Origin of the sequence: uncultured Flavobacterium sp. (assembly GCF_963975515.1) — a bacterium.
GTDB lineage: Bacteria > Bacteroidota > Bacteroidia > Flavobacteriales > Flavobacteriaceae > Flavobacterium.
On record NZ_CAXBGY010000011.1, the window covers coordinates 65,658 to 90,634 of the forward strand.

The 24,977-nt window shown below is 34.2% G+C and carries 19 protein-coding genes; 4 read left to right on the forward strand and 15 right to left on the reverse strand.

All coding sequences use genetic code 11. The features are described from left to right. Positions 1-121 precede the first annotated feature (121 nt). Positions 122-2,911: a glycine-rich domain-containing protein gene (locus AAC008_RS12095; RefSeq protein WP_339889543.1), complete on the forward strand. Its 2,790-nt coding sequence runs from the start codon at positions 122-124 to the stop codon at positions 2,909-2,911. A gap of 248 nt (positions 2,912-3,159) precedes the next feature. On the opposite strand, the gene AAC008_RS12100 is transcribed toward AAC008_RS12095, so the two are convergent. Further along, on the reverse strand, positions 3,160-3,486 hold the full coding sequence (locus AAC008_RS12100; protein WP_339889544.1) for a hypothetical protein: 327 nt from the start codon (positions 3,484-3,486) through the stop codon (positions 3,160-3,162). A gap of 110 nt (positions 3,487-3,596) precedes the next feature. Between AAC008_RS12100 and AAC008_RS12105 the strand changes: the two genes are divergently transcribed. The 3 genes from AAC008_RS12105 to AAC008_RS12115 all read left to right on the forward strand — a co-directional run bounded on the left by AAC008_RS12105 (position 3,597) and on the right by AAC008_RS12115 (position 9,365). Continuing rightward, positions 3,597-5,831, forward strand: a complete 2,235-nt coding sequence (locus AAC008_RS12105) for a urocanate hydratase (RefSeq protein WP_339889545.1) — start codon at positions 3,597-3,599, stop codon at positions 5,829-5,831. Positions 5,832-5,894: 63 nt separating this feature from the next. Beyond that, positions 5,895-6,425: a DUF4136 domain-containing protein gene (locus tag AAC008_RS12110; RefSeq protein ID WP_339889546.1), complete on the forward strand. Its 531-nt coding sequence runs from the start codon at positions 5,895-5,897 to the stop codon at positions 6,423-6,425. Positions 6,426-6,569: 144 nt separating this feature from the next. Beyond that, a complete protein-coding gene (locus tag AAC008_RS12115) occupies positions 6,570-9,365 on the forward strand; it encodes an AsmA-like C-terminal region-containing protein (RefSeq protein ID WP_339889547.1) in 2,796 nt (931 codons plus the stop codon). Positions 9,366-9,578: 213 nt separating this feature from the next. Here the strand turns inward: AAC008_RS12115 and AAC008_RS12120 are convergent, their stop codons facing one another. The 14 genes from AAC008_RS12120 to paaA all read right to left on the reverse strand — a co-directional run bounded on the left by AAC008_RS12120 (position 9,579) and on the right by paaA (position 24,743). Further along, entirely contained in the window at positions 9,579-11,624 is a 2,046-nt protein-coding gene (locus AAC008_RS12120; RefSeq protein ID WP_339889548.1) for a thiamine pyrophosphate-dependent enzyme, read from the reverse strand. Positions 11,625-11,686: 62 nt separating this feature from the next. Continuing rightward, positions 11,687-12,742, reverse strand: coding sequence for a branched-chain amino acid aminotransferase (locus AAC008_RS12125; RefSeq protein WP_339889549.1), 1,056 nt, complete (start codon positions 12,740-12,742; stop codon positions 11,687-11,689). A gap of 13 nt (positions 12,743-12,755) precedes the next feature. Continuing rightward, positions 12,756-14,042 (reverse strand): dihydrolipoamide acetyltransferase family protein, encoded by a 1,287-nt coding sequence (locus AAC008_RS12130; RefSeq protein ID WP_339889550.1) that lies wholly within the window; start codon positions 14,040-14,042, stop codon positions 12,756-12,758. Positions 14,043-14,110: 68 nt separating this feature from the next. Further along, positions 14,111-14,707 (reverse strand): transferase hexapeptide repeat family protein, encoded by a 597-nt coding sequence (locus AAC008_RS12135; protein ID WP_339889551.1) that lies wholly within the window; start codon positions 14,705-14,707, stop codon positions 14,111-14,113. 67 nt (positions 14,708-14,774) lie between these two features. Continuing rightward, positions 14,775-15,530 (reverse strand): enoyl-CoA hydratase/isomerase family protein, encoded by a 756-nt coding sequence (locus AAC008_RS12140; protein ID WP_339889552.1) that lies wholly within the window; start codon positions 15,528-15,530, stop codon positions 14,775-14,777. A gap of 155 nt (positions 15,531-15,685) precedes the next feature. After that, positions 15,686-18,181, reverse strand: coding sequence for a phenylacetic acid degradation bifunctional protein PaaZ (gene paaZ / locus AAC008_RS12145; RefSeq protein WP_339889553.1), 2,496 nt, complete (start codon positions 18,179-18,181; stop codon positions 15,686-15,688). Between the two features lie 63 nt (positions 18,182-18,244). Continuing rightward, positions 18,245-19,453: a 3-oxoadipyl-CoA thiolase gene (gene pcaF / locus AAC008_RS12150; protein WP_339889554.1), complete on the reverse strand. Its 1,209-nt coding sequence runs from the start codon at positions 19,451-19,453 to the stop codon at positions 18,245-18,247. Between the two features lie 54 nt (positions 19,454-19,507). Next, positions 19,508-19,915 carry a hotdog fold thioesterase gene (locus tag AAC008_RS12155; RefSeq protein WP_339889555.1) on the reverse strand — a complete coding sequence of 136 codons (408 nt, stop codon included), beginning with the start codon at positions 19,913-19,915 and terminating at the stop codon, positions 19,508-19,510. A 38-nt stretch (positions 19,916-19,953) separates the two neighbouring features. Then, positions 19,954-21,111, reverse strand: a complete 1,158-nt coding sequence (locus tag AAC008_RS12160) for a 3-hydroxyacyl-CoA dehydrogenase NAD-binding domain-containing protein (protein WP_339889575.1) — start codon at positions 21,109-21,111, stop codon at positions 19,954-19,956. Between the two features lies 1 nt (position 21,112). Next, the gene (locus tag AAC008_RS12165) at positions 21,113-21,895 is read right to left on the reverse strand and encodes an enoyl-CoA hydratase-related protein (RefSeq protein WP_339889556.1); all 783 of its coding nucleotides are present in this window, start codon (positions 21,893-21,895) and stop codon (positions 21,113-21,115) included. Positions 21,896-21,953: 58 nt separating this feature from the next. After that, on the reverse strand, positions 21,954-22,454 hold the full coding sequence (paaD, locus tag AAC008_RS12170; protein ID WP_339889557.1) for a 1,2-phenylacetyl-CoA epoxidase subunit PaaD: 501 nt from the start codon (positions 22,452-22,454) through the stop codon (positions 21,954-21,956). Positions 22,455-22,583: 129 nt separating this feature from the next. Next, on the reverse strand, positions 22,584-23,336 hold the full coding sequence (gene paaC, locus AAC008_RS12175) for a 1,2-phenylacetyl-CoA epoxidase subunit PaaC (RefSeq protein ID WP_339889558.1): 753 nt from the start codon (positions 23,334-23,336) through the stop codon (positions 22,584-22,586). A 111-nt stretch (positions 23,337-23,447) separates the two neighbouring features. After that, positions 23,448-23,732 carry a 1,2-phenylacetyl-CoA epoxidase subunit PaaB gene (gene paaB, locus AAC008_RS12180; RefSeq protein WP_339889576.1) on the reverse strand — a complete coding sequence of 95 codons (285 nt, stop codon included), beginning with the start codon at positions 23,730-23,732 and terminating at the stop codon, positions 23,448-23,450. 54 nt (positions 23,733-23,786) lie between these two features. After that, positions 23,787-24,743, reverse strand: coding sequence for a 1,2-phenylacetyl-CoA epoxidase subunit PaaA (paaA, locus tag AAC008_RS12185; RefSeq protein ID WP_339889559.1), 957 nt, complete (start codon positions 24,741-24,743; stop codon positions 23,787-23,789). Positions 24,744-24,977 lie beyond the last annotated feature (234 nt).

Consider the following 24,977-nt stretch of genomic DNA (forward strand, 5'->3'; position numbering starts at 1 on the left):
AAGAACAAAGTCCATAACGGGTAAAAACCGTAATGGGATAAATCCGTTTTTACTTATTTTTCGTAAGTGTTAAGTAATGGTCTATATATTTTAGTCATAGACACATCTTAATTACTTTATTATGGAAAAAATTTACCCAAATCTAACCATTATTAAAAGTTCAAAAAACCACCTAATAACGCTATTAGTACTTTTTTTTGGAGCTTTTATTTCTAATGCACAAACTTCAGTAACATTTACAACTTCAACTACCTGGACATGTCCTGCCGGTATTTCATCAATCCAAGTCGAGGCCTGGGGAGGTGGCGGTGGTGCAAAAAATTCAGATAATGGTGCTGGAAATGTAACCGGTGGTGGTGGTGGTGGTGCCTACGCTCGTAGAAATACAATTTCTGTGGTACCAGGCACTAATTATACAATAACAGTCGGCACTGGTGGTGATGCATCAGAAGGCGGAGCTACTACAGCAACTTTTAATGGAGTAAATATTACTGCTGCAGGTGGAAAAACAGGTGCAAATTCAGCTAAAAATAATCCAGCAGTAGCTGGTGGTGCCGGAGGAAGCATTGCTAACAGTGTTGGTGATATTAGACGCAGTGGAGGTAATGGAGGTTCTGGTTACGGAGGTAGTAATTCTGGTTCTGGAGGAGGAGGTGGATCAGCTGCTGGTTCAAATGCAAATGGTAACAATGGTGGCAACGCAACTTCAGAATTCTCACCGGGCGCTGGAGGAAATGCAGTTCTTAATTTTGGTGGAGCAGGTGGAAAAGGTGGAAATAACGATTTTGGATCAGACGCGACTGGAAAATATGGTGGTGGTGGTGGTGGTGCTGGTTCTAAGAATGAAGCTGGAGGAAATGGGATGAACGGAGCTATGATAATAACTTATTTATGTCCGGCTGCTATTACTATTACGGCTCAAGCTCAATCTAGCACTGATTCTTGTGATTACTCGGTGAGTTTAGAAACAAATGGGTCAAACACAACTTGGTCACCAGCCACTGATTTATATACAAACTCAAGCCTTACAATTCCTTATACAACGGGAACAGTAGCAAGTAAAGTTTTTGCAAAACCTTCTGCAACTACCACTTATACTGCAACCAACAACACTTCATTATCATGTACTTCTAGCACGACTTATGAAGTAAAAAATTATAAGAAGAGATTCATAACTTCTGGTGACTGGCACAATCCAGCAAATTGGTCTCCAACTGGAGTTCCAACTAATGAAAATTGTGTAACTGTAATACAAAATGCTACAGTTACTATAAATTCAGGAAATATAGCTTTTGCCAAAACAGTTACAATTGAAAGTACGGCTAAACTAATATTAAAGTCAAATCAAAGCCTCATTGTCACAAATGAAATAAAGAACAATTCAACAGAAGCTAATTTTGAAGTTGAAAACAATGCAAGTTTAATTCAAATAAACAATGTATCAAATACCGGCAAAATTACTTATAGAAGAACAGCAACTGGAATTAAAGGTTCTGATTATGTGTATTGGACATCTCCGGTTAGTAATCAAGCGATAAATGCAATTTATTCAAGTCCTGTTCAAGGTCCAAAATACAGCTGGAACACTTTAACGAATAATGGCAATGGTGTTTCACCAAAAATCAGTCAAGGAACTTACGAAAATGCCGATGGAGTTATCATGGGAGTTGGCGCTGGTTACCTTATCAGAGGATCTTCTTCTTTTGGACTTACGGCAACTACTATTAACAGCACATTTATAGGCAAACCAAACAATGGTGATATCAATGTTCCAATATTTAAAGGAAGTTATACAGGCACACCTTATACCGGATTAAATGGGGTAACAATAACAAATAGTGATGATAATTACAATCTAATTGGTAATCCATACCCTTCTGCAATAAATGCTTCTAAATTTATTAATGCTAATTCATCAGTAATCAAGGGAAGTGTTCAACTATGGAGACACGGTTCTGATCCAGCAGCAAATAATGGCAGTACGTATACAAATCCATTTTATGGCACTTATGCATACAATTATTCTGCAAGTGATTATATAACCATTAACAGCTCTGGAACTTCTAATCCTTCATTTTCTGAAAACATCAAAGCTGGACAAGCCTTTTTTGTTGAAATGTTAGACAGTTCTAATGGCAACTCTGTTATTTTCAATAATGCTCAAAGAGTAGATAAATCAGGGAATGCGTATGTTAACGATGCTTTTTATAAGAATTCTAACCAACAAAACACAAATCCAAATGAATTAGAAAGACATAGATTATGGCTAGATATTAAAGATGCTAACAACTTAATAGATGTAGCTTTAGTAGGCTATATTGAAGGAGCTACTATGGTAGATGACAACATATATGATGCAGCTGCAATCTCTTTAGAGATGGGAATTTATTCTATATCCAATAATCAATCTTATGTAATTCAAGGAAGAAGTTTACCTTTTGATGATAATGACCAAGTTGCAATTGGATTTAATGTTCCTACTGCTGGAACTTATACTATTGGAATCAACTTAGCTGATGGATTATTCTTAGGAACCCAAGATATTTATTTAAAAGATGAATCATTAAATATCTATCACGATTTAAAAACTAATCCTTATTCATTTACAGCTGCAGCTGGGATTCATGACACAAGATTTAAATTAGTTTACAAAAACACAATATTAAGCAATGTAACTTTCAATGAAAATGAAATTCAAATTGTAAAAAATAGAAATATTATTGAAATCGTTTCAGGAAATGAAATTATGGATGATGTAAAGGTGTATGATGTAAGAGGAAGATTACTGGCTGAAAAATCTAAAATCAATGCTAATGCTATTTCAATTGACATAAATAACATTCAAGATCAAGTGTTAATTATAAACATAGTAACATCTGAAGGAATTAAAGTAACAAGAAAAATTCTTTAAGACTTAAGAAGTTTAATAAAATTCAAAAAACCTTTGCTTTAATTAGTGAAGGTTTTTTTATACAAAAAAAATAATCACAAATTAACTTAAACCATAAATTCATCATTCCCAAAGATACTCCATAGATACTCAATAGATACTCCATAGAAACTCCATAGAAACTTGGTACCTTATTGCCTAAAAATGTTAAATAATTAACAAACAACCCAACTTCTAATGAAACAAAAAAACAATAAAATTCTTTAAGCCTACAGAAATTTAATAAAATCCCAAAAAGACCTTTGCTTTAAATAATCAAGGTTTTTTTCATTTTGATAAGCTTCTCGTTCAAATGAAATATTCAAATAAGCTTCTTTTGAATTTCTATATTGTAGTAATCGGACAAGAAATTCCAGCCCATACCAAAGAAAAAAAGGTATTACCAAAAGTTCAATTTGTTGTCTAATATGAATTTTTTCATGATTGATCAAAATCAAATTCTTCTTATCTTCCTTATAAGAAAGCACTATAAATGGAAAAATCGTAATCCCTCTCACCCACTTTGGGGTTAAATATTTAAAAACTAGTACTATCATTTGGTGCAAAGTTGCTAAATTTTTTCTAAATTTAATATTTTTGCCTTGGGAAAGAAAGAATCACCTTAAAATAATTAATTTTGTATCAATCATAAATGTGATTTGTAGCTATGAACAATACAATTGATCCAAATAATTTAATTGAAGGTAAAGACTTCTATTACACACCCGAAGGATACAAGTGTTTTACCGAAAAATACCATCTAAAAAGAGGCTATTGTTGCAAAAGCGGTTGCAGACATTGTGCTTATGGATATGATAAAAAAACAGGAGAAATTAAGAAACCAGATGTTCAGATAGCAGATATTCAGACCAAAAAATCCGAAAATCCAATATCCGAAAATCCGAAAATCCAAAATAAAATGACTTTCAAAGAACAAATACAACAAGGAATTCCAAATGAGTTACCAAAGGTAAAACCATATGAAACGGAAATAAATCACGCACCAAAAAGAAAAGAAATCCTTTCGGATGCTGAACAAAAATTAGCCCTACAGAATGCCTTGCGTTACTTTGAACCAAAACATCACGCTATTCTACTTCCTGAATTTAAAGAAGAATTAGAAAAGTACGGAAGAATTTACATGTATCGTTTTCGTCCAGATTACGAAATGAAAGCACGTCCGGTTTCTGAATACCCAGGAAAAAGCGAACAAGCAAAAGCTATTATGCTAATGATTCAAAACAATTTGGATTATGCAGTAGCACAACATCCTCACGAATTAATTACTTATGGTGGAAATGGTGCAGTGTTTCAAAATTGGGCACAATATCTTTTAACCATGCAATATTTGTCTGAAATGACAGACGAACAAACCTTAACCATGTATTCTGGACATCCAATGGGTTTATATCCAAGTCATAAAGATGCCCCAAGAGTTGTAGTTACAAACGGAATGGTTATACCTAATTATTCAAAACCAGATGATTGGGAAAAAATGAATGCTTTAGGGGTTTCTCAATACGGACAAATGACAGCAGGTAGTTATATGTACATTGGCCCACAAGGAATCGTACACGGAACAACCATCACCGTTTTAAACGGATTTAGAAAAATTAAAAAATCACCAAAAGGAGGACTATTCGTAACTTCTGGATTAGGTGGAATGTCTGGAGCGCAACCAAAAGCAGGAAACATTGCAGGTTGTGTTACAGTTTGCGCTGAAGTAAATCCAAAAATAACACATATTCGTCATTCACAAGGTTGGATTAACGAAGTAGTTGAAGATATTAACGAATTAGTGCCAAGAGTTAAAAAAGCATTAGAAAACAAAGAAGTGGTTTCAATCGCTTATCTTGGAAATATTGTAGATGTTTGGGAAAAATTCGATACAGAAAATTTACATATTGATTTAGGCTCAGACCAAACTTCACTACATAATCCTTGGGCTGGTGGCTACTACCCTATTGGATTCACATTCGAAGAATCTAATGAAATGATGGCAAACAACCCATCAAAATTCAAAGAAGAAGTTCAAAAAACATTAAGAAGACATACAGATGCAATAAACAAACACACAGCAAAAGGAACGTATTTTTTCGATTACGGAAATGCTTTTTTACTGGAAGCTTCTCGTGCTGGAGCTGCTATTATGGCAGAAAATGGAATCGATTTCAAATACCCAAGTTATGTACAAGACATTATGGGACCCATGTGTTTTGATTATGGATTTGGACCATTCCGTTGGGTTTGTGCTTCAGGAAAACCAGAAGATTTAGCCAAAACAGATAAAATTGCTTGTGATGTTTTAGAAGAAATGATGAAAAATTCTCCAGAAGAAATTCAGCAACAAATGGCCGATAACATTCAATGGATTAAAGGCGCACAAGAAAATAAATTGGTCGTTGGTTCTCAAGCCAGAATTCTTTACGCTGATGCAGAAGGAAGAATAAAAATTGCAGAAGCTTTCAACCAAGCCATCGCAAATGGAGAAATTGATACTGTAATTTTAGGAAGAGATCATCATGATGTTTCAGGAACCGATTCACCATACAGAGAAACCTCAAATATTTATGACGGTTCTCGTTTCACAGCCGATATGGCTATCCAAAATGTAATTGGTGATAGCTTCCGTGGTGCAACATGGGTTTCCATTCACAATGGTGGTGGAGTTGGTTGGGGAGAAGTAATTAACGGTGGATTTGGTATGGTTCTTGATGGTAGTAAAGAAGCTTCAAGACGCTTAGCCTCAATGCTTTTCTGGGATGTAAACAACGGAATTTCAAGAAGAAACTGGGCAAGAAACGAAGGAGCTATTTTTGCTATAAAAAGAGCTATGGAGACGCAACCTTTATTGAAAGTTACCATCCCTAATATAGTGGAAGACCATTTGTTCGAAAAATAGATGATTCGATTTTTAGATGATTCGATTAATCGAACTATCAAACAATCCAAAAATCAAAAAGTTATGAAAACACTAAAATTAATTCCATTATTTATGCTCTTCGTACTAGCTTCATGCAGTTCCGTGAGAGTAAATGCTGATTATGATAAAAAAGTAGATTTCAATCAATACAAAACGTATGCTTATGTAAAAGCAAGTATTGATAAAGTCGAAATTTCTGATTTAGATAAAAAAAGAATATTAAACTCTATTGATGATGCCATGAGTGCTAAAGGTTTTTCGAAATCTAACAATCCTGACATGTTAATTAGCATTTTTACAAAAGAAAGCGAACGTGTTGATGTGTACAACAACAATTCATGGGGAATGGGCTTCGGTTGGGGTTGGAATCCTTATTGGGGAATGAACTATAACAGAGTTTATTCAACTCCAGAAGGAACTCTATTCATAGATATCTTCGATGGAAAATCAAAAGAAATGATTTGGCAAGGGGAAGGAAGTGGCTATTTAACCAAAGACACAAACAAAAAAGACGAACGAATCAAAGAGTTTGTAGATAAGATTCTAGAACAATATCCACCTATAATAAAATAGACAACATTTAGAATTGATTAGAAATAAATATACTAAACCGTAATTTCATGCAACAATGAGGTTACGGTTTTTTATTATTCAGCAGCTATTATTTTTTTAAATTTATTACCGAATAATCATACCTTTGCAAAAATTCATATCACAATGGCAGTAGAGAAAAAATTATTCCTAAAGGCTCTTAAAATCTTAGGAATATCGTTAACTAGTATTCTAGGAATATTGATCATTCTACCTCTTATTTTTGCTGATACAATTACCGAAAAAGTCAAACTATTTGCCAATGAAAATTTGGAAGGTGAATTGAATTTTAAAGATTCTAATTTATCCTTTTTCAACCATTTCCCTTCTTTGACTTTGACTTTAGATGAATTTTCACTTAATGGTTCTGCTCCATTTGAAAAACAATCATTAATTACGGCTAAAGAAATTGGTTTTGGTATAGATATTCCAAGTATGCTTTTTGGGAGTGAAGCTCAAATTGATAAAATTTTCATAGATAACGCCAAAATTAACGTTCAAGTAAATAAAAAAGGAGAAGCTAATTACAACGTATATAAAGCAACTAAAACATCTGTTACTGATGATAGTACAGCTTCTTTAAATTTAAAAAACATTCAAATTGTAAATAGTGAACTTATATATAACGATGCTTCAACCAAAATGTTAATAGAAGCTAAAGGCTTTAACTATAAAGGAAAAGGTAATCTTTTAGATGTTAATTTTAGCCTGACAACATCTGCAAGTATTGAAAATTTAAACTTCACTTACGACTCTAATGAATATTTAAAAAACAAAGCTGTAAAAGCTGATTTAATTACGAAAATAAACACCAATTCCTTAGCGTTTGTGTTCGAAAAAAACGACCTAATCATTAATAAATTACCTGTTGAATTTAAAGGATATTTTAATTTCCTCTCAAATGGTTATGATATGGATTTCAATTTAAAAACCGAAAACAGTAATTTGGATGACTTATTTACAGCTTTACCAGCTGAATACATTTCATGGAAAAGCCAAACCATAATGAAAGGTACAACTTCAGCTTCTTTTTCTTTAAAAGGGAAATACATTGCCGCAGAAAACATAAATCCAGAAGTTCGCTTTAAAATTAACGTGAGAAATGGTTTCGTGAAAAACGGAAAAGCTCCTTTTCCTGTTGAAAATATTTATCTTAATTTGGATACCAAACTTCCAAATCTTGATATGAATCAACTATCAATTCAACTGGATTCATTGTACTTTGATATCAATAAAAACAAATTAAGTGCTATTTTAAAAACAGAAGGTTTTGGAAATAGCATGAACATAGATACTAAAATAAAATCAAAAATTGATTTAAAAATACTTTCTGATGCATTACAAATTCCAAACATGAATATCACTGGAAAACTAGATACAGATATTGTTTCCAATGGAATTTACAATGCAAAAGAGAAAAAATTCCCAATTACAAAAGGATATTTTAATTTAACTAATGGCTCAATAAAAACCACTTATTATCCAAAAGCTATTGAAAAAATCAACTTTAAAGCTGATTTAAATTGCCCTACTTCTGACTTCAAAGATGCAAGTTTAACAATTTCACCTGCAACTTTTACTTTTGAAAACGAACCTTTTACTATGAATGCTTCATTCAAAGATTTCTCAGATTTAAATTATGACGTAAAAGCCAAAGGAACTATCAACCTTGCTCCTATTTATAAAGTTTTTGCGCAAAAAGGATTAGATATAAACGGAATTATTAAAGCTGATCTTTCTTTAGCTGGAAAACAAAGTGATGCTACTAAAGGAAATCATCAAAATTTAAAAAATAGCGGAACACTTGATCTAACTAACATTCAAACGACAAGCGAATTACTTCCTAAACCATTTTTAATTGAGAAAGGACTTTTCACTTTCAATCATGAAAAAATGAATTTTTCAGATTTTAAAGGAAAATATGGACAATCCGACATTGCGATGAATGGTTATGTTTTGAATGTAATTAATTTTTATTTATCTGATAAAGAAATATTAAAAGGAAACTTCAACCTGACCTCAAATTACTTGAATATTAATGAATTCATGCCAACTGAAGTTATAAAATCGGAAGAAAAAACAACTTCATCATCAGTTTCTGGTGTAATTGAAATTCCAACAAATTTGGATGTAACTATTCAAACTAAAGCTAAAAAAGTCAAGTACGATGACATTATCATTGAAAATTTAGGAGGAATCGTTCAAATGCAAAAAGGAATGGCTTCTTTAAAAAATGGTACTTTAGGAATAATTGGTGCAACAGCTCTGATGAACGGAACTTATAAAAATGAAGGCAAAGAAAAAGCTTATTTTGATTACACTATTAAAGCCAATAATTTTGACATCAAAAGAGCTTACAACGAAATAAAATTATTCAAAGAAATCGTAACCGCAGCAGAAAATGCAGAAGGAATCGTTTCAATTGATTACGTTATAAAAGGAGTTTTAAACAACCAAATGGAACCAGTAATGCCATCGCTAGAAGGAAAAGGAACACTTTCTGTGAAGCATGTCAAAATGAAAGGATTCAAATTACTAAACACAGTAGCTTCAAGAACAGAAAATCCAGATATTAAAGATCCTGATATTACAAAAGTTGACATCAAATCAACCATCAAAAATAATTTATTAACGATTGAACGCTTTAAATTTAAAGTTTCAGGATTTCGTTTGCGTTTTGAAGGACAAAGCAGCTTAGACGGAAATCTTAATTTAAAAATGCGTGTTGGATTACCACCATTAGGAATAATTGGAATTCCCATAAAAGTCACAGGAAATCAAGAAAATCCTGAAATAAATGTTGGTAAAAAATCAGAAGATTTAGAAGAAACTATTTATGAAGATGGTGTAACTCCTATAAATGCACCTGTTAAAAGTGACAGCATTCCTAAACCTGTTGTTCCAGTCGAGAAAGTGGAGTAATTAGTTTTGAGTTGGCAGATTTTAGTTGGCAATTTGCACAAAATTATTATTTTGAAGACTACTGCCCTAGCCCAGATTGTAACGGCATCCTTTTCTTTTTTTCTTTAAAAAAGAAAAGATATAGTGGAAAGCTGGAAATAGCTCCAAAAAAAAGCAAACAGTGTTCAGTTTTTAGTATGCAATAACTGAACACTAAAAACTGAACACTGAACACTAATAATTAAGCAACTCTTCAACCTTAGCTTTTACTTTATCTACATTTGGAATCATTGTGAATTCTAAAGTACTGTTCAAAGGAATCGCTGGCATATTTTCTGAACCGATAACCATAACTGGTGCATCTAAATTCTTGAAACATTTTTCTTGAATTAAACCGGCTAAACTTCTTGCAAAAGAATTATTAGTTGGCTCTTCAGTAACGACTAAACATTTTTTAGTTTTTCTAACCGATTTCAAAATCGCATCTTCATCTAAAGGATACAATGTTCTTAAATCGATGATTTCAACTTGATTTTTAATATCTGCTGAAGCATTCAAAGCCCAATGAACTCCCATTCCATAAGTAATAATCGAAATAGTTTCTGTGGTTTCTTGTTCCCAAACTTCTTGAACGATATTCGCTTTTCCGAAAGGCAACATATAATCTTCGCTCGGTTCGTTGACTCTTGCGGCATCTGTTCCTTTAACTTTACTCCAATACAAACCTTTGTGCTCTAAAAACACCACTGGATTTGGATCGTAATAAGCGGCTTTCAACAAACCTTTTAAATCGGCACCATTACTTGGATAAGCGATTTTTATTCCTCTAATATTCGTTAAAACACTTTCTACAGATGAGGAATGATAAGGTCCACCACTTCCGTAAGCTCCAATTGGCACACGCAAAATCATGCTTACTGGCCATTTTCCATTCGATAAATAACACGAACGACTAACCTCAGTAAACAATTGATTTAAACCAGGCCAAATATAATCAGCAAACTGAACCTCAACAATTGGTTTTAAACCTACAGCTGACATTCCAACCGTTGAACCAACAATAAATGCTTCTTGTATTGGTGTATTGAAAACTCTTTCGTCTCCGAATTTTTGTGCTAATGTAGCTGCTTCTCTAAAAACTCCTCCTAATCGTCCACCAACATCTTGTCCGTATAATAAACTTTCAGGATGTTTTCTCATGATTTCTTCGACAGCAAACAAAGCACAATCAACCATCACTACTTTTTCTTCACGTTCAGGATTACGTTCTCCAACTTCTTCTGTAATTGGTGTTGGTGCAAAATCGTTTGTGAATAAATCTTCTGGTTTTGGATCTTCTGCTAGTTGTGCTTTTTCGAAATCTTTTTGTACAGTGGCTGAAGCCACAGCCAATTCATGGTCTATTTCTTTTTGTGTAAAGCCTGCATCCAATAATTGTTGTATTAAAACAGGATATGGATCACGCGATTGTGCTTCTTCCAAATCGTCACGATACCATTCCATACGAACACCAGAAGTATGGTGATTCAATAACGGAACTTTTGCATGAACTAAAAACGGTCTTCTTTCTGTACGAATAGTTTCAATTACTTTTTGAAGTGCTTCGTAACTTTCAGTAAAATTGGCACCATCTATTGAAATAGCTTCAATTCCGTGGAAACCTTTGGCATATTCAAATGCATTTTGAGCACGCGTTTCGGCTGCATTGGCTGAAATATCCCAACCGTTATCTTGAACCAAATATAAAATTGGCAATTGTTTTAAAGCTGCCATTTGTAAAGCTTCGGCAATTTCTCCTTCAGTAACAGAAGCGTCACCTAATGAACAAACTACTAAAGGTTTATCTTTAATATCTTCGGCAATATTTGTTCTTTCTTTATACCAAAAACCCATTGCTGCTCCAGTTGCTGGAATAGCTTGCATTCCGGTTGCAGAAGATTGATGAGGAATTTTTGGTTTATCAACATCATTCAAACTTGGATGACAATAATAAGTACGACCCCCAGAAAAAGGATCGTCTTTTTTCGCCATTAATTGCAACATCAAATCGTAAGGTTGCATTCCAATTCCAAGCAACATTGCATCATCACGATAATATGGAAAGGCATAATCTTGCGGCAATAATTGCATTGCAACAGCTATCTGAATTGCTTCATGACCACGTGATGTAGCATGAACGTATTTAGAAACTATCTTGAAATTTTCTTCGTACAATTCGGTCATGGCTTTTGCGGTTGCCATGGTTGAAAATGCTTTTTTTAATATGTTTTTGTCTAACATTTTGTTTTTATATTTAACCCATCTAGGGTTTTAAACCCTAGATGGGTTATTTTTAATCTAATCTATTTTGCTTCAACAATCCAACCGAATTTATCTTCTTCTTTTTGGACTTTTATTGCATTTAACGTATCATTTACCATATTGGAAACTGGATTTTCATCTGGTAATTTTAAAGTGAAGTCTTCGTTTCCGATTTCATCTACCATTGCAATTCCAACTGCTGTTCCTGCTCCGAAAGCTTCTTCAAGAGTTCCGTTGGCTGATGCTTCTTTGATTTCTGATAATTTGATTGGTCTTTCAGTAACTTCAAAACCTTTATCGCGTAATAAATCAATCACACTCATTCTTGTGATTCCAGCTAAAATAGAACCTGATAAATCTGGTGTAATAAATTTTCCATCTATTTTGAAGAAAATATTCATTGTTCCAACTTCTTGAATGTATTCAAAATCTTGTGAATCTAACCACAATACTTGATCATATCCTTTTGCTTTTGCTAATTCTGTTGGTCGAATAGCTGCTGCATAATTTCCTGCTGCTTTTGCTTCTCCTGTTCCACCATTTACAGCTCGAACGTATTTTTTTTCTGCAAATAATTTAATTTTCTTACTGAAAAATGGTCCAGCTGGTGAACCCATTATTATAAATTTAAAACTTGTTGCAGCTCGCATTCCTATGAAAGGTTCGTCTGCATACATAAAAGGTCTTAAATATAATGCACTTCCTTCTTTCGTTGGAATCCAATCTTTTTCAATAGCTGTGAATTGTTTTAAAGCTTCAACAAACAAATCTTCTGGAAATTGAGGCATTCCCATTCTGTCTGCACTAAAATTTAAACGTTTAGCATTTTCATCTGGACGAAATAACAAGGGTGTTCCGTCTTGTCCTTTTGTCGCTTTCATTCCTTCAAAAATTGCTTGTCCATAATGCAAAGCCATTGCTGCTGGATGCGTTGGAATTAATGCTAAAGGTTCAACTCTTGGGTTTTGCCATTCACCATTTTCGTAATCGCAAATAAACATGTGATCCGAAAAATTGAAACCCATTGTAATGTTATCAAAATCAATTTGACTAACTTTTGATTCTTTAATTTTTGTAACTTTTATGTTGTAAGACATTTTAGTTTATATTTTATATTGTTGTATTTGTATCAAATTGTTCTAAATAATCTCCGACTTTTCTCAAGAATGATCCTCCTAAAAATCCATCAACAACTCTATGGTCGAAAGATAGAGATAGGTACATCATGCTTCTGATAGCAATTTCATCACCTTTTTCTGTCGTGATTACTTCTGGTCTTTTCTTGATGATTCCTAAAGCTAAAATAGCTACTTCAGGTTGGTTTATGATTGGTGTTCCCATTAAACTCCCAAAAGTTCCCACGTTTGAAATCGTGAATGTACTTCCTTGAGTTTGTTCGGGTTTTAGTTTGTTATTTCTTGCACTTTCAGCTAAATTATTTACTTCTTTAGCAATCTCAATAACATTTTTTTCATTAGCATTTTTCACTACAGAAACAATTAAATTTCCTGAAGGCAAAGCGGTTGCCATTCCAATATTAATATCTTTATGTACGATGATATTTTTCTCATCCACAGAAACATTGATTAAAGGAAAATCTTCAATTGCTTTAGCTACGGCTTCTATGAAAATTGGTGTAAATGTCAGTTTTTCGTTATGCTTTTCTAGGAATTTGTTTTTATTAGCATTTCTCCAATCCACCAAATTCGTAACATCTACTTCTATGTAGGATGTCACGTGAGGTGAAGTTTGTTTAGAATAGACCATGTGATCCGCAATCATTTTGCGCATTCTATCCATTTCAACAATACTGTCTTTTCCTTCAACGTAATTGATTTTAGGTTTTGGATATGATGAAGTTGTCGGTTGTCGGTTGTCAGTTATCGGTTTAGATTGGAGTGGATATTTTCTGTTTTTTAAATAATTGAAAACATCACTTTTTTGAATACGTCCCTCTGTTCCTGAACCTGGAATACTTTGCACTTCTTCTAACGAAAGATTTTCTTTTTGAGCAATACTTACAATCAAAGGAGAAAGAAACGCATCTGGATTGCTTTTTAGCTGCTTAAACTCAGTATTTGGTTGCTTGGCAACTTCTGATTGAGTCTCGACTGTAGTATTCGTAACTTCTTGTATCTCGCTTTTAGGTTTTTGCTTTCCATCAGCATCTATCAAAGCCAAAACAGTTCCAACTGCAACAACATCGTCTTTATGAAAACGAATTTCGGTTATAGTTCCAGAAACTGGTGAAGGAACCTCGCTATCGACTTTATCGGTTGCGACTTCTAAAATAGTTTCTTCGGCATCAATAAAATCTCCTACGTTTTTCAACCAAGAAATTATCGTTGCTTCGGATATGCTTTCACCCATTTTGGGCATTTTGAATTCTATTATCATTTTTATAGTGTTCAGTGTTCAGTATTTAGTGTTCAGTAAGTCTCTGCAAACTGACCAATGATTACTGATTACTTATTCTTAAATTCTTCTAATGTTTTATAAAACGCTTCTTGTGTCGGACGATTGGCTGGAATTTCTCTTAAAGGTTCCACTGCTTTTAAACTTTCATAACATTCTGATGGAAGTTTTTGATACAGTGCTGTTCCTTTTGTTTTCCATTCGATCATTTCATCGGAAACGTCTTTTATAATTGTGGCTGGATTTCCAACTACAATCTTTCTGTTCGGAATTTGCATTCCTGCTTTTACGAAGGCTAATGCTCCAATAATGCATTCATCGCCTACATTTACATCATCCATAATTACAGCGTTCATTCCGACCATCGAATTTGCTCCAATGTTAGCTCCGTGAATAATTGCTCCATGACCAATATGTGCTCCAGCTTTCAAAACCATTGATTTTCCTGGAAACATGTGAATCGTACAATTTTCTTGCACGTTACATCCATCTTCAATAATGATTTCGCCCCAATCACCACGAATGGCTGCTCCTGGACCAACGTATACGTTTTTTCCAATAATGACATTTCCCGTAACTGCTGCTTGCGGATGAATGAAACTACTTTCGTGTATTACTGGGATGAACCCTTTGAATTCGTAAACCATTTCTTTTGTTGTCGGTTGTCGGTTGTCGGTTGTCAGATTAGAACTGATAACAGATAACTGACAACAATTATTTTTTAAACTTTTGTAACGTTTCTTTTGTAAAATCAGACAAAACTAATCTTCCGCTGATGGCTGCTCTTTCTGCTAAAAGGTTATCCCAATCTTCAGTTCCTCTCCAAAAAACTTTTTTCATTTCTTGCATCGCTTCTGGATTGTAGGTGCATAAATGTTCGGCGAATTTTTGAATTTCTGAATCTAATTCTTCTATGCTCTCATACACATTTGCGAATAAACCTTTTTCTTTTGCCCAATTAGCTTCGTAAAACGTATTGGCATCTATTGCAATTTGTGACATGGATGAAACACCTATTTTTCTTTCGATGGCTGGTGCTACAACGAATGGTCCGATTCCAACGTTTAATTCTGATAATTTAATGGCAGCAAATTTTGTTGCCATACAATAATCGGTTGCAGCTGCGATTCCAACTCCACCACCAACGGTTTTTCCTTGTACTCTTCCGATGATGAATTTTGGACATTTACGCATCGCATTGATTACGTTTGCAAATCCTGAAAAGAATACTTTTCCTGTTGCTGCATCGTTTATAGAAATTAATTCTTGAAAACTTGCTCCGGCACAGAAAGTTCTGTCTCCACCACTTTTTAGGATGATGACTTTTACTTCGTCGTTGTTTCCAACTTCTGTGATAGTGTTGGCTAATTTTGCTAATATATCGCTTGGTAAGGAGTTGTGTTCTGGATGAAAGAACTCAATTGTTGCGATGTTGTTTTGTATTTCGTGTTTTACGTATGCTTGTGACATGTTTTTATTTTTTGAACGCGGATGACACAGATTTTACTGATTATCGCGGATTTTCTTTTTTACTTTAAATTCTAGCCCAGATAGAAGTGGAAATCCTTTTCTTTTTTTTTAAAGAAAAGATTGCAACGGATAGCAGGAAATAGCTCCTAATTATTTTATATCAAATCGAATTGTTCAAAATGATGATTTAAATGTTTTCTTTCTAATAGATACGATGCATATTTGTTCATTTCTCCGAAGACCATATTCTTTACTTTTGCTTCTGGGTTTTCTTTGAAATAAGTTTTGTAAGCTTGTCGAGATTCGAAAAACTTGGCTTTTGCTGTTTCAAAATCGGGATGAACTAAAGCTTCAACTTCTCCTTTTTTCATAGTTGGAAAAGAAGTTCCCATTGGGAATTTATCGTAATTATATAATGAATTATGTACTTTATCTAGAATTTTTTCGGGTGTTGAAATTTCAAAATCTTGAATTTCACCTGACATAATTCTATACCCTTCTTCTAAATGTTCTAACAAATTTTGAGGCGTTAAAATTCCCCATTTTGGTTTAGTATCTTCAGTTAGTTTGTTGATGCATTCTTCGATTTTATCATCAGTCATTTCAACAAAAACTTCTTGCTTCTTTTGCACCATCGTTAAAATAGTTGCTATTGCTACTAATTCGTCTTCCGCATCAAAAACCTCAACAAACCATTTTACAATTCCACTTGGATGCTCTGCTGAAGCAACGTCTCTATCTACTTTTTGTTTACACGTTAAACGCACGTGAACTGTATCGTTATGATAAATTGGGCGCAAAAAACGACAGTCTTCTAAACCATAATTTGCGGCAACTGGTCCTTTATTTGGATAAACGAATAAACCTGCTGCTGCTGAAATAATGAAATAACCGTGAGCGGTTCTTTTTTCGAAAATACTTCCTTCAAGTGATGTGATATCAGTGTGTGCGTAAAAATGATCCCAAGTTAAATTGGCAAAATTGATGATATCTGTATCTGTGAAAGTACGTTTGTGAGTTTTTAAAGACATTCCAGGTTGAATATCTTCCCAATGATATTTGAAAGGATGTTCTGGTGCTTCTTTATATTTTGCATTGGCTTGATAAATGCCTGTGATTTCTGTAATTGTTGTTGGTGAACCTTGAATAGCACAACGTTGCATGTAATGTTTGATGCCTCGAACACCACCCATTTCTTCTCCTCCACCAGCACGACCTGGACCACCGTGAACCAACATTGGTAATGGTGAACCGTGACCTGTACTTTGTTTTGCCATTTCACGATTTCCGACTAAAATTCGACCGTGATGCGAAGCTGCTCCGATTACATAGTCTCTTGCAACGGCATCGTCATAAGTAAAAATTGAAGAAACTAATGAACCTTTACCCATTTGAGATAAAGTGATTGCATCTTCTAAAGTTTTATAAGGCATAATCGTTGAAACTGGTCCGAATGCTTCAATTTCATGACAAGCTGTGTTTGTAAACGGATTGTTTTCTCGCATTAAAATTGGTTTCAAGAACGAACCTTTTTTAGCATCCGCTCCGATAGTTTGAACCTCATCAAAGTTTCCGTAAACCATTTGTGCTGTTTGAGCGATTCTGTTTACTTGGGTTTTTACACTCTCGACTTGGGTTTTATTTACCAAAGCTCCCATTCGAACTTCTTTTAATCTTGGATCACCAATAGTGACTTTATCTAATTGTGATGCCAAAGCTTTTTGAACATCATCTATTAATTCTTCTGGAACAATTATTCTTCGGATTGCTGTACATTTTTGTCCAACTTTAACCGTCATTTCGTTTTTAACTTCTCTTACGAATAAATCAAATTCTGGTGTTCCTGGAACGGCATCTTTTCCTAAAATAGAACAGTTTAACGAATCGGCTTCCATTGTGAATGGTACAGATTCTTCAATTAATCTTGGATGATTTTTTAATAACCTTCCTGTTTGTGCTGAACCAGTAAACGTTATCACATCTTGTGAATTGACAGTATCTAATATTGATTTTGTCATTCCGGTTAATAATTGCAATGCTCCTTCGGGTAAAATTTTTGATGCAATTATTTCTCTAACAACTGCTTCTGTTAAAAAAGAAGTTTGTGGTGCTGGCAAAACAACTGCTGGCATTCCAGCCATCCAATTACAGGCACATTTTTCTAACATTCCCCAAATTGGAAAATTGAATGCGTTTATGTGAACCGCAACTCCGTGTTTTGGAACCAAAATATGATGTGCCATAAAACGACCACCTTTTGATAAATCAATTGGGTCACCTTCTACATGAAATGGTTGATTTGGGAATAATTTACGTAAAGATGCATTGGCAAAAAGATTTCCGAATCCACCTTCGATGTCAATCCAACTGTCGATTCTTGTTGCTCCTGTTCGGTAACTTAATTCGTAAAAAGCTTCTTTCTTTTTGGTAAGATATAAGGCTAATGATTTGATCATATTTCCTCTTTCTTGGAAAGTCATTTTGCGTAGTTTTTCGCCACCTTTTGTTCTTCCGTATTCTAAAACGTTTGGAATATCTAATCCATCAGTTGTAGTAAATCCAATTATTTCTCCGGTTATGGCATCGAACATTGGAGTTCCTTCTCCTTGTCCTTCAACCCAACTTCCGTTTATGTAGTTTTGTAGTTTCATACCTATATGTTGTTCCTACGGAACTTTTTATTATAATTTTTTTCCGATGGCTGAAGCCAACGGCTATTCAGCTACGCGTTCGATAATTGCTGCGTAACCTTGTCCAACTCCGATACACATGGTAATTAATGCGTATCTTTTTTGAGTTAGTTGTAATTCTAATGCTGCAGAATAAGCAATTCTTGCTCCTGTAACTCCTAATGGGTGTCCGATTGCGATTGAACCACCGTTTGGATTTACTCTTGCGTCATCGTCTTTTAATCCTAATTCGCGTAAGCATGCTATACTTTGTGAAGCAAAGGCTTCGTTTAATTCTATGATGTCGATTTGGTCTAAAGTTAAGTTGGCTTTTGCCAATGCTTTTTTAGTTGCTTCTACTGGACCAATTCCCATTATTCTTGGTTCTACTCCAACTACTGCTGAACTTACTATTCTTGCAATTGGTTTTAGATTGTATTTTTCTACAGCTTCCGCTGATGCGATAATTGTTGCTGCAGCTCCATCATTTAATCCAGATGAATTTCCTGCTGTTACGCTACCGTCTTTTTTAAATGCACCACGTAATTTTCCAAGAACTTCTATTGAAGAATTTGGCTTAATGAATTCATCTTTAGAAAAAACTATTGGATCACCTTTTCTTTGTGGAATTTCTACAGCTACAATTTCTTTGGCTAAACGACCTGAATTTTGTGCTGCAGTTGCTTTCATTTGACTGTTGAAAGCAAATCTATCTTGATCTTCTCTTGAAATTGAATATTTTTCTACTAAATTTTCGGCAGTTTCTCCCATTCCTTCTGTACCGAACATAGCATCCATTTTTGGATTAACAAAACGCCACCCAAAACTTGAATCATACATTTTTGAATCTGTTCCATAAGCAGAAGATGGTTTTGAAACCACTAATGGTCCACGTGTCATGTTTTCTACTCCACCAGCAATAAAAACGTGTCCGTCACCTGCTTTTATAGCACGATTTGCGTGAATAATTGCAGACAATCCTGAACTACACAAACGATTTACGGTTTCTCCAGGAACTGTATATGGCAATCCTGCTAAAAGCAATGACATTCTCGCAACATTACGATTATCTTCTCCAGCTTGATTTGCACAACCCATGATTACATCGTCGTATGCTTCTTTTGGTATATTAGGATTGTTTTCAACTACAGTTTTAATTACTAATGCACCCAAATCGTCTGGACGAACTGGTGATAAACTTCCTTGATAACTTCCTATTGGAGTTCGAACTCCGTCTATTATGTATGCTTCCATTTTTTTATAATTTAACCCTATCAGGGTTTAAAACCCTGATAGGGTATACTTTATTTATTCTTCCCAATCTTTATTTGTACGATAAACAACACCTTTAAAAAGAGCTACCAATTCGTCGCCTCTTTTTACTTCTATGATATTGAATCCTAATTTATTGTTAACTTTTTCTATGACAGATTCGGCTACTAAATAATCTCCTTCTCTTACTGCTTCAATGTGATTTATAGATGTTTCAATGGAAACAGAAAATTTTCCGTGAGTGTTTGCTGCAAATCCAAATGCTGTGTCGGCTAAAGAATACGTGATTCCACCATGAGCTTTTTGCATGCTGTTTAGCATTTCTGGACGAACTTTCATCGCTACTTTGCAACGACCAATTTCGCATTCTAAAATCTCGATACCTAGCCATTGGCTATAAGCATCTTGAGCAAGCATTTTATATGGTATTTTTGTTCCTTCCATTATTTTAAACCATTAAGGCATTAAGTTTCATTAAGAATTTAAATGAAAAAAGATTTATTTTCTTTGTTCATTTTACGCAAGATTGGACTGCATCTATATCTGTCTTCATGATATTCGTTGTATAATTCGTCTAGTTTTTCTACACACCAATTGATTCCTTTTTCGTCTGCCCAAGCTAATAATCCTTTTGGATAATTTACTCCTTTGGTCATTGCGATGTCTATATCTTTAGCTGAAGCGATGTTTAAAAATAAAGCGTCTGCTGCTTCGTTGATTAACATTACTAAAACTCTATCGAATATTTGTTGTGCTTTTGCTTTATCTTCTGTTGGTTTTACAATTGCTACATTTTCTGCATAATTATAGAATCCTCTTCCTGATTTTCTTCCTAAATATCCTGCTTCAACTAATCGTTTTTGAGTTAAAGAGGGTTTGTATCTTGGGTCAAAATAAAAAGCTGTAAAAACAGTTTCGGTTACTACGTAATTTACATCGTGACCGATAAAATCCATTAATTCAAAGGCTCCCATTTTGAAACCTCCAATTTCTTTTAAACTCCAATCGATTGTTGCCATGTCTGCAAAACCTTCTTCTAGAATTCGTAAGCTTTCGCTGTAAAATGGTCTTGCTACACGATTTACTATAAATCCAGGTGTGTCTTTCGCAACAGCTACAACTTTTTTCCAATCAGAAATAGTTTGTACTGTTTTATTTAAAACTTCTTCACTGGTTTGAATCGCTGGCACAACTTCCACTAATTGCATTAAGGGTGCTGGATTAAAAAAGTGAATTCCAATGACGCGTTCTGGTTTTTGGCAAGAAGCTGCAATGGAAGTTATGGATAATGAGGATGTATTTGAGGCTAATATTGTGTTTTCTGAGACTAATGTTTCTAATTCAGAAAACACTTTTCGCTTGACTTCAAGGTTTTCAACTATGGCTTCGATTACTAAGTCAGAATCAGATAAATCATTTAATGTATTTACGTAAGATATGTTATTCTGAATTCGATTTTTCTCTGCAGCATCAATTTTTTGCTTTTCAATTAATCGGTTTAATACCTTTTCTAAACTAATTTTACTTTTGATTAAAGCTTCATTATTTAGGTCAAATAATTTTACTTGACAACCCGAAGTTGCTGCAACTTGTGCGATGCCACTTCCCATTGTTCCACCACCGATAACAGCTACTTTCATATTAGTTCCCATTAAATATTGGTTTTCTTTTTTCTACGAAAGCCGTTACACCTTCTTTATAATCGTTTGATGAACTGGCTTCTATTTGTAAATCGCTTTCTAAAGCTAATTGTTGTTCTAAGTTATTTGTTAACGATTGGTTTAATAATCTTTTAGTTAAACCTAATGCTTTTGTTGGCATATTTGCTAAAGTCACAGCCAATTTATTGACTTCCTCTTCAAAAGTTTCTACTGAAAATACTTTATAAATCATTCCTAAATCTAAAGCTTCATGTGCCGAAACTTTATCTCCTAACATCATTAAAGCTGTAGCTTTTTGTAAACCAATTAATCTTGGTAAAAAGAATGTTCCTGCACTATCAGGTACTAATCCGATTTTACTGAAGGCTTGTATAAAACTTGCACTTTCAACTACAACAACAATATCACAAGCTAAAGCAATATTGGCTCCAGCTCCAGCAGCAACACCGTTTACAGCGGCAATTACTGGTTTTTCAATAGTTCTTATTTTTTTAATTATTGGATTGTAGTGTTCTTCTAATATTTTTCTGAAGCCCGGATTTAATTCTGGATCCGTTACTTCTTTTAAATCTTGTCCAGCGCAAAATGCTTTTCCGTTTCCGGAAATCACAATTGATCTTACGTTTGAATCGTTAGCACAATTATCTAATTTTTCTTGCATTGATAATGCCATTTCACGGTTGAAGCTATTGAAAACGTCAGGACGATTCAAAGTTATAAATGCTATTTTATTTTCAATTTTTAATTCAATTGAATTGCTCATATATATTTTTTTTTGAACACGGATGACACAGATTTAACGGATTATCACGGATTCTTTTTTATTTTAAACATTTAAAATAGTCGAATGGTTCTAAACAGTCTTCACATTGAAAAAATGCTTTGCATGCCGTAGAGCCAAATTGACTAACTAATTTTGTATTGAATGAACCACATTGTGGACATTTGATTACTTTTTTATTTCCTAAAAGTGCATCTTTATCAGCTGATTCAGATAAAGGTGAAGCAATTCCGTATTCTTCAAGAGCTTTTCTTCCTTTTGGAGTAATCCAATCGGTTGTCCAAGCTGGAGATAATATTAATTCGACTTTGGCTTTATATCCTTTGTCTTTGAATGCTTTTATGATATCTTCTTCAATGACATCCATTGCTGGACAACCACTGTATGTTGGTGTAATTTGAACCTCAACAATATTATTGACTATTTTGGCAGAACGCACAACTCCCATTTCCATAATCGATAAGACTGGAATTTCAGGATCGGAAACTGCTTCGAGTATTTCGAATAGTTTTTGGTCGATATGTTGTGTTGTTTCTGTCATTTTTTAACCGCGAATTCGCGAATTATTTTTTTTGGAACACGGACGACACTGATTTAACGGATTATCACGGATTTCTTATTTTGTCTTAATTGAGATTCTGAAACAAGTTCAGAATGACAAATCATTAGTTTACCAATTCATATTTGGATAAGCCAATTGCATGTATTGCATTTGTGCTAAAAGATAACCCATGTGTTCACTATGAATTCCTTGTTTTCCTCCTTTTTGAAAGTATTTTATATCTGGAGTTTGAATTGTAGCTTCTTCAAGAATTTCGCTTACTTTTTTGTAAAATGATTCTTTTAGTAAACTTACATCTACTCCAATTCCTTCTGAAATCATAGCTTTATCAGCGTCAGTTGTGTGGAATAATTCATCTGTGAATTCCCATAAATCATTGACTGCTGTTTGAATTTTGTTGTGACTTTCTTCAGTTCCATCACCTAAACGTTTCATCCAATCTGATGAAAAACGAGTATGATATGAAACTTCTTTGATGCTTTTCTTAGCTATTGCTGAAAGCGTTTCATCTTTACTGTTTTGTAATTCTGAAAGTAAAAGCAAGTGATAAATATCAAACAAAAATTGTCTTGTTATTGAATATGCGAAATCACCATTAGGTTGTTCTACTAAAAGTACATTTTTGTAATCTCTTTCCTTACGTAAAAAAGCTATAGTATCTTCTGTTACATCATCTCCTTGTAATTTGGCAGCATATTGATAATAACTTCTCACTTGACCAAATAAGTCTAATGAAATATTAGTCATAGCGATATCTGTTTCTAAACTTGGTCCGTGTCCACAAAGTTCTCCCAAACGTTGTCCTAAAATCAGCGCGTTGTCTGCAATTCCGTAGATGTATTGAATTAAATTATTGTTCATTTTATTTAGTTCTCGCAAAGTCGCAAAGTCGCAAAGACTGATAACCGCTAATTCGCAAATTAATATTTTCCACCCCGCCCTATGGGCACCCCTCCAAAGGAGGGGAAATAGTTACATATGTTTTAGTTCGTCAGGCAATTCGTAAAAAGTTGGGTGACGATAAATTTTATCTGAAGCTGGTTCAAAAAATTCTGCATTATCATCAGGATTTGATGCTGTGATTTCAGTAGATGGAACCACCCAAATACTTACACCTTCCATACGTCTTGTGTAAACATCACGTGCGTTTTCTAATGCCATTGTTGCATCACTTGCGTGTAATGAACCACAATGACGATGTTCTAATCCGTTTTTACTTCTTATAAATACTTCCCAAAGAGGCCAGTTTTTCATAATTATGAATTTTAAATTATGAATTATGAATTGTTGTAATTCGTAATTCGTAATTAATTATATTGCTTGTTTTACTATTTTATTTTCTTGTTTTTCTGCGTAAGCCATCGCTGCATCGCGAACCCATTTTCCGTTTTCCCAAGCGTTTACTCTTGCAGAAATACGTTCTTTGTTACATGGTCCGTGACCTTTGACTACTTGCCAGAATTCATCCCAATTCATTTCTCCGAAATCGTAGGATTGTTTTTCTTCGTTCCATTTTAAATCTGGATCTGGGATTGTTAAGCCAATCATTTCTGCTTGAGGAACGGTTTGATCTATAAATTGTTGGCGTAAATCGTCGTTACTTTTTCGTTTCAATTTCCACTTCATCGATTGTTCTGTGTGAATGGATTCAGCATCTAAAGGTCCAAGCATCATTAAAGAAGGCCACCACCAACGGTTTAAAGCGTCTTGTGCCATTTCTTTTTGTTCTGGAGTTCCTTCTGCTAAAGTCATCATGATTTGAAAACCTTGTCTTTGGTGGAAACTTTCTTCTTTACACACACGAACCATTGCTCTTGCGTAAGGTCCGAATGAAGTTGAACATAAAGGCACTTGATTGATAATGGCTGCACCATCAACCAACCATCCAATTGCTCCCATATCTGCCCAAGTTAAGGTTGGATAATTGAAAATACTTGAATATTTTGCTTTTCCTGAATGCAGTTGTTCGTATAATTCTTCGCGGGAAATTCCAAGTGTTTCTGTCGCAGAATAAAGGTATAAACCATGACCTGCTTCATCTTGAATTTTAGCTAATAAAGCTACTTTTCTTTTTAAAGACGGTGCACGCGTTATCCAATTCCCTTCTGGCAACATTCCGACAATTTCTGAATGTGCATGTTGGGACATTTGGCGAATGTGTGTTTGACGGTATTTCTCCGGCATCCAATCTTTTGGTTCGATTTTTTCGTCGCGTGCAATTTTTGCATCGAAAATTTCTTCTAGGTTTTTTACTTCTCTATCTGACATACTTTTTTGAATTAGTGTTCAGTGTTCAGTCGCCGTAATATTATACTTTGCAGTAACTTTGAACGATTAATATTTTTTCTTTTTAAACCATTAAGATACTATGGTTCATTAAGGGTTTCTTTTTTGCCACGAATTTTCACGGATTTTTAATTTACCGCAAATTCGCAAATTATTTTTTGTTTTTATTCAATACATTTATCTAATAGCCCTGATTGGAGGGAAAAACCTTTGCTT

Coding starts and splice junctions, on each gene's coding strand:
- paaZ (WP_339889553.1), bottom strand. CDS start 18,181: ATGAAACTACAAAACTACATAAACGGAAGTTGGGTTGAAGGACAAGGA.
- paaA (WP_339889559.1), bottom strand. CDS start 24,743: ATGTCAGATAGAGAAGTAAAAAACCTAGAAGAAATTTTCGATGCAAAA.
- AAC008_RS12165 (WP_339889556.1), bottom strand. CDS start 21,895: ATGAGCAATTCAATTGAATTAAAAATTGAAAATAAAATAGCATTTATA.
- AAC008_RS12130 (WP_339889550.1), bottom strand. CDS start 14,042: ATGATAATAGAATTCAAAATGCCCAAAATGGGTGAAAGCATATCCGAA.
- AAC008_RS12095 (WP_339889543.1), top strand. CDS start 122: ATGGAAAAAATTTACCCAAATCTAACCATTATTAAAAGTTCAAAAAAC.
- AAC008_RS12140 (WP_339889552.1), bottom strand. CDS start 15,530: ATGTCACAAGCATACGTAAAACACGAAATACAAAACAACATCGCAACA.
- AAC008_RS12125 (WP_339889549.1), bottom strand. CDS start 12,742: ATGTCTTACAACATAAAAGTTACAAAAATTAAAGAATCAAAAGTTAGT.
- AAC008_RS12160 (WP_339889575.1), bottom strand. CDS start 21,111: ATGAAAGTAGCTGTTATCGGTGGTGGAACAATGGGAAGTGGCATCGCA.
- AAC008_RS12135 (WP_339889551.1), bottom strand. CDS start 14,707: ATGGTTTACGAATTCAAAGGGTTCATCCCAGTAATACACGAAAGTAGT.
- paaC (WP_339889558.1), bottom strand. CDS start 23,336: ATGAACAATAATTTAATTCAATACATCTACGGAATTGCAGACAACGCG.
- pcaF (WP_339889554.1), bottom strand. CDS start 19,453: ATGGAAGCATACATAATAGACGGAGTTCGAACTCCAATAGGAAGTTAT.
- AAC008_RS12155 (WP_339889555.1), bottom strand. CDS start 19,915: ATGGAAGGAACAAAAATACCATATAAAATGCTTGCTCAAGATGCTTAT.
- AAC008_RS12120 (WP_339889548.1), bottom strand. CDS start 11,624: ATGTTAGACAAAAACATATTAAAAAAAGCATTTTCAACCATGGCAACC.
- AAC008_RS12115 (WP_339889547.1), top strand. CDS start 6,570: ATGGCAGTAGAGAAAAAATTATTCCTAAAGGCTCTTAAAATCTTAGGA.
- AAC008_RS12100 (WP_339889544.1), bottom strand. CDS start 3,486: ATGATAGTACTAGTTTTTAAATATTTAACCCCAAAGTGGGTGAGAGGG.
- AAC008_RS12105 (WP_339889545.1), top strand. CDS start 3,597: ATGAACAATACAATTGATCCAAATAATTTAATTGAAGGTAAAGACTTC.
- paaD (WP_339889557.1), bottom strand. CDS start 22,454: ATGACAGAAACAACACAACATATCGACCAAAAACTATTCGAAATACTC.
- AAC008_RS12110 (WP_339889546.1), top strand. CDS start 5,895: ATGAAAACACTAAAATTAATTCCATTATTTATGCTCTTCGTACTAGCT.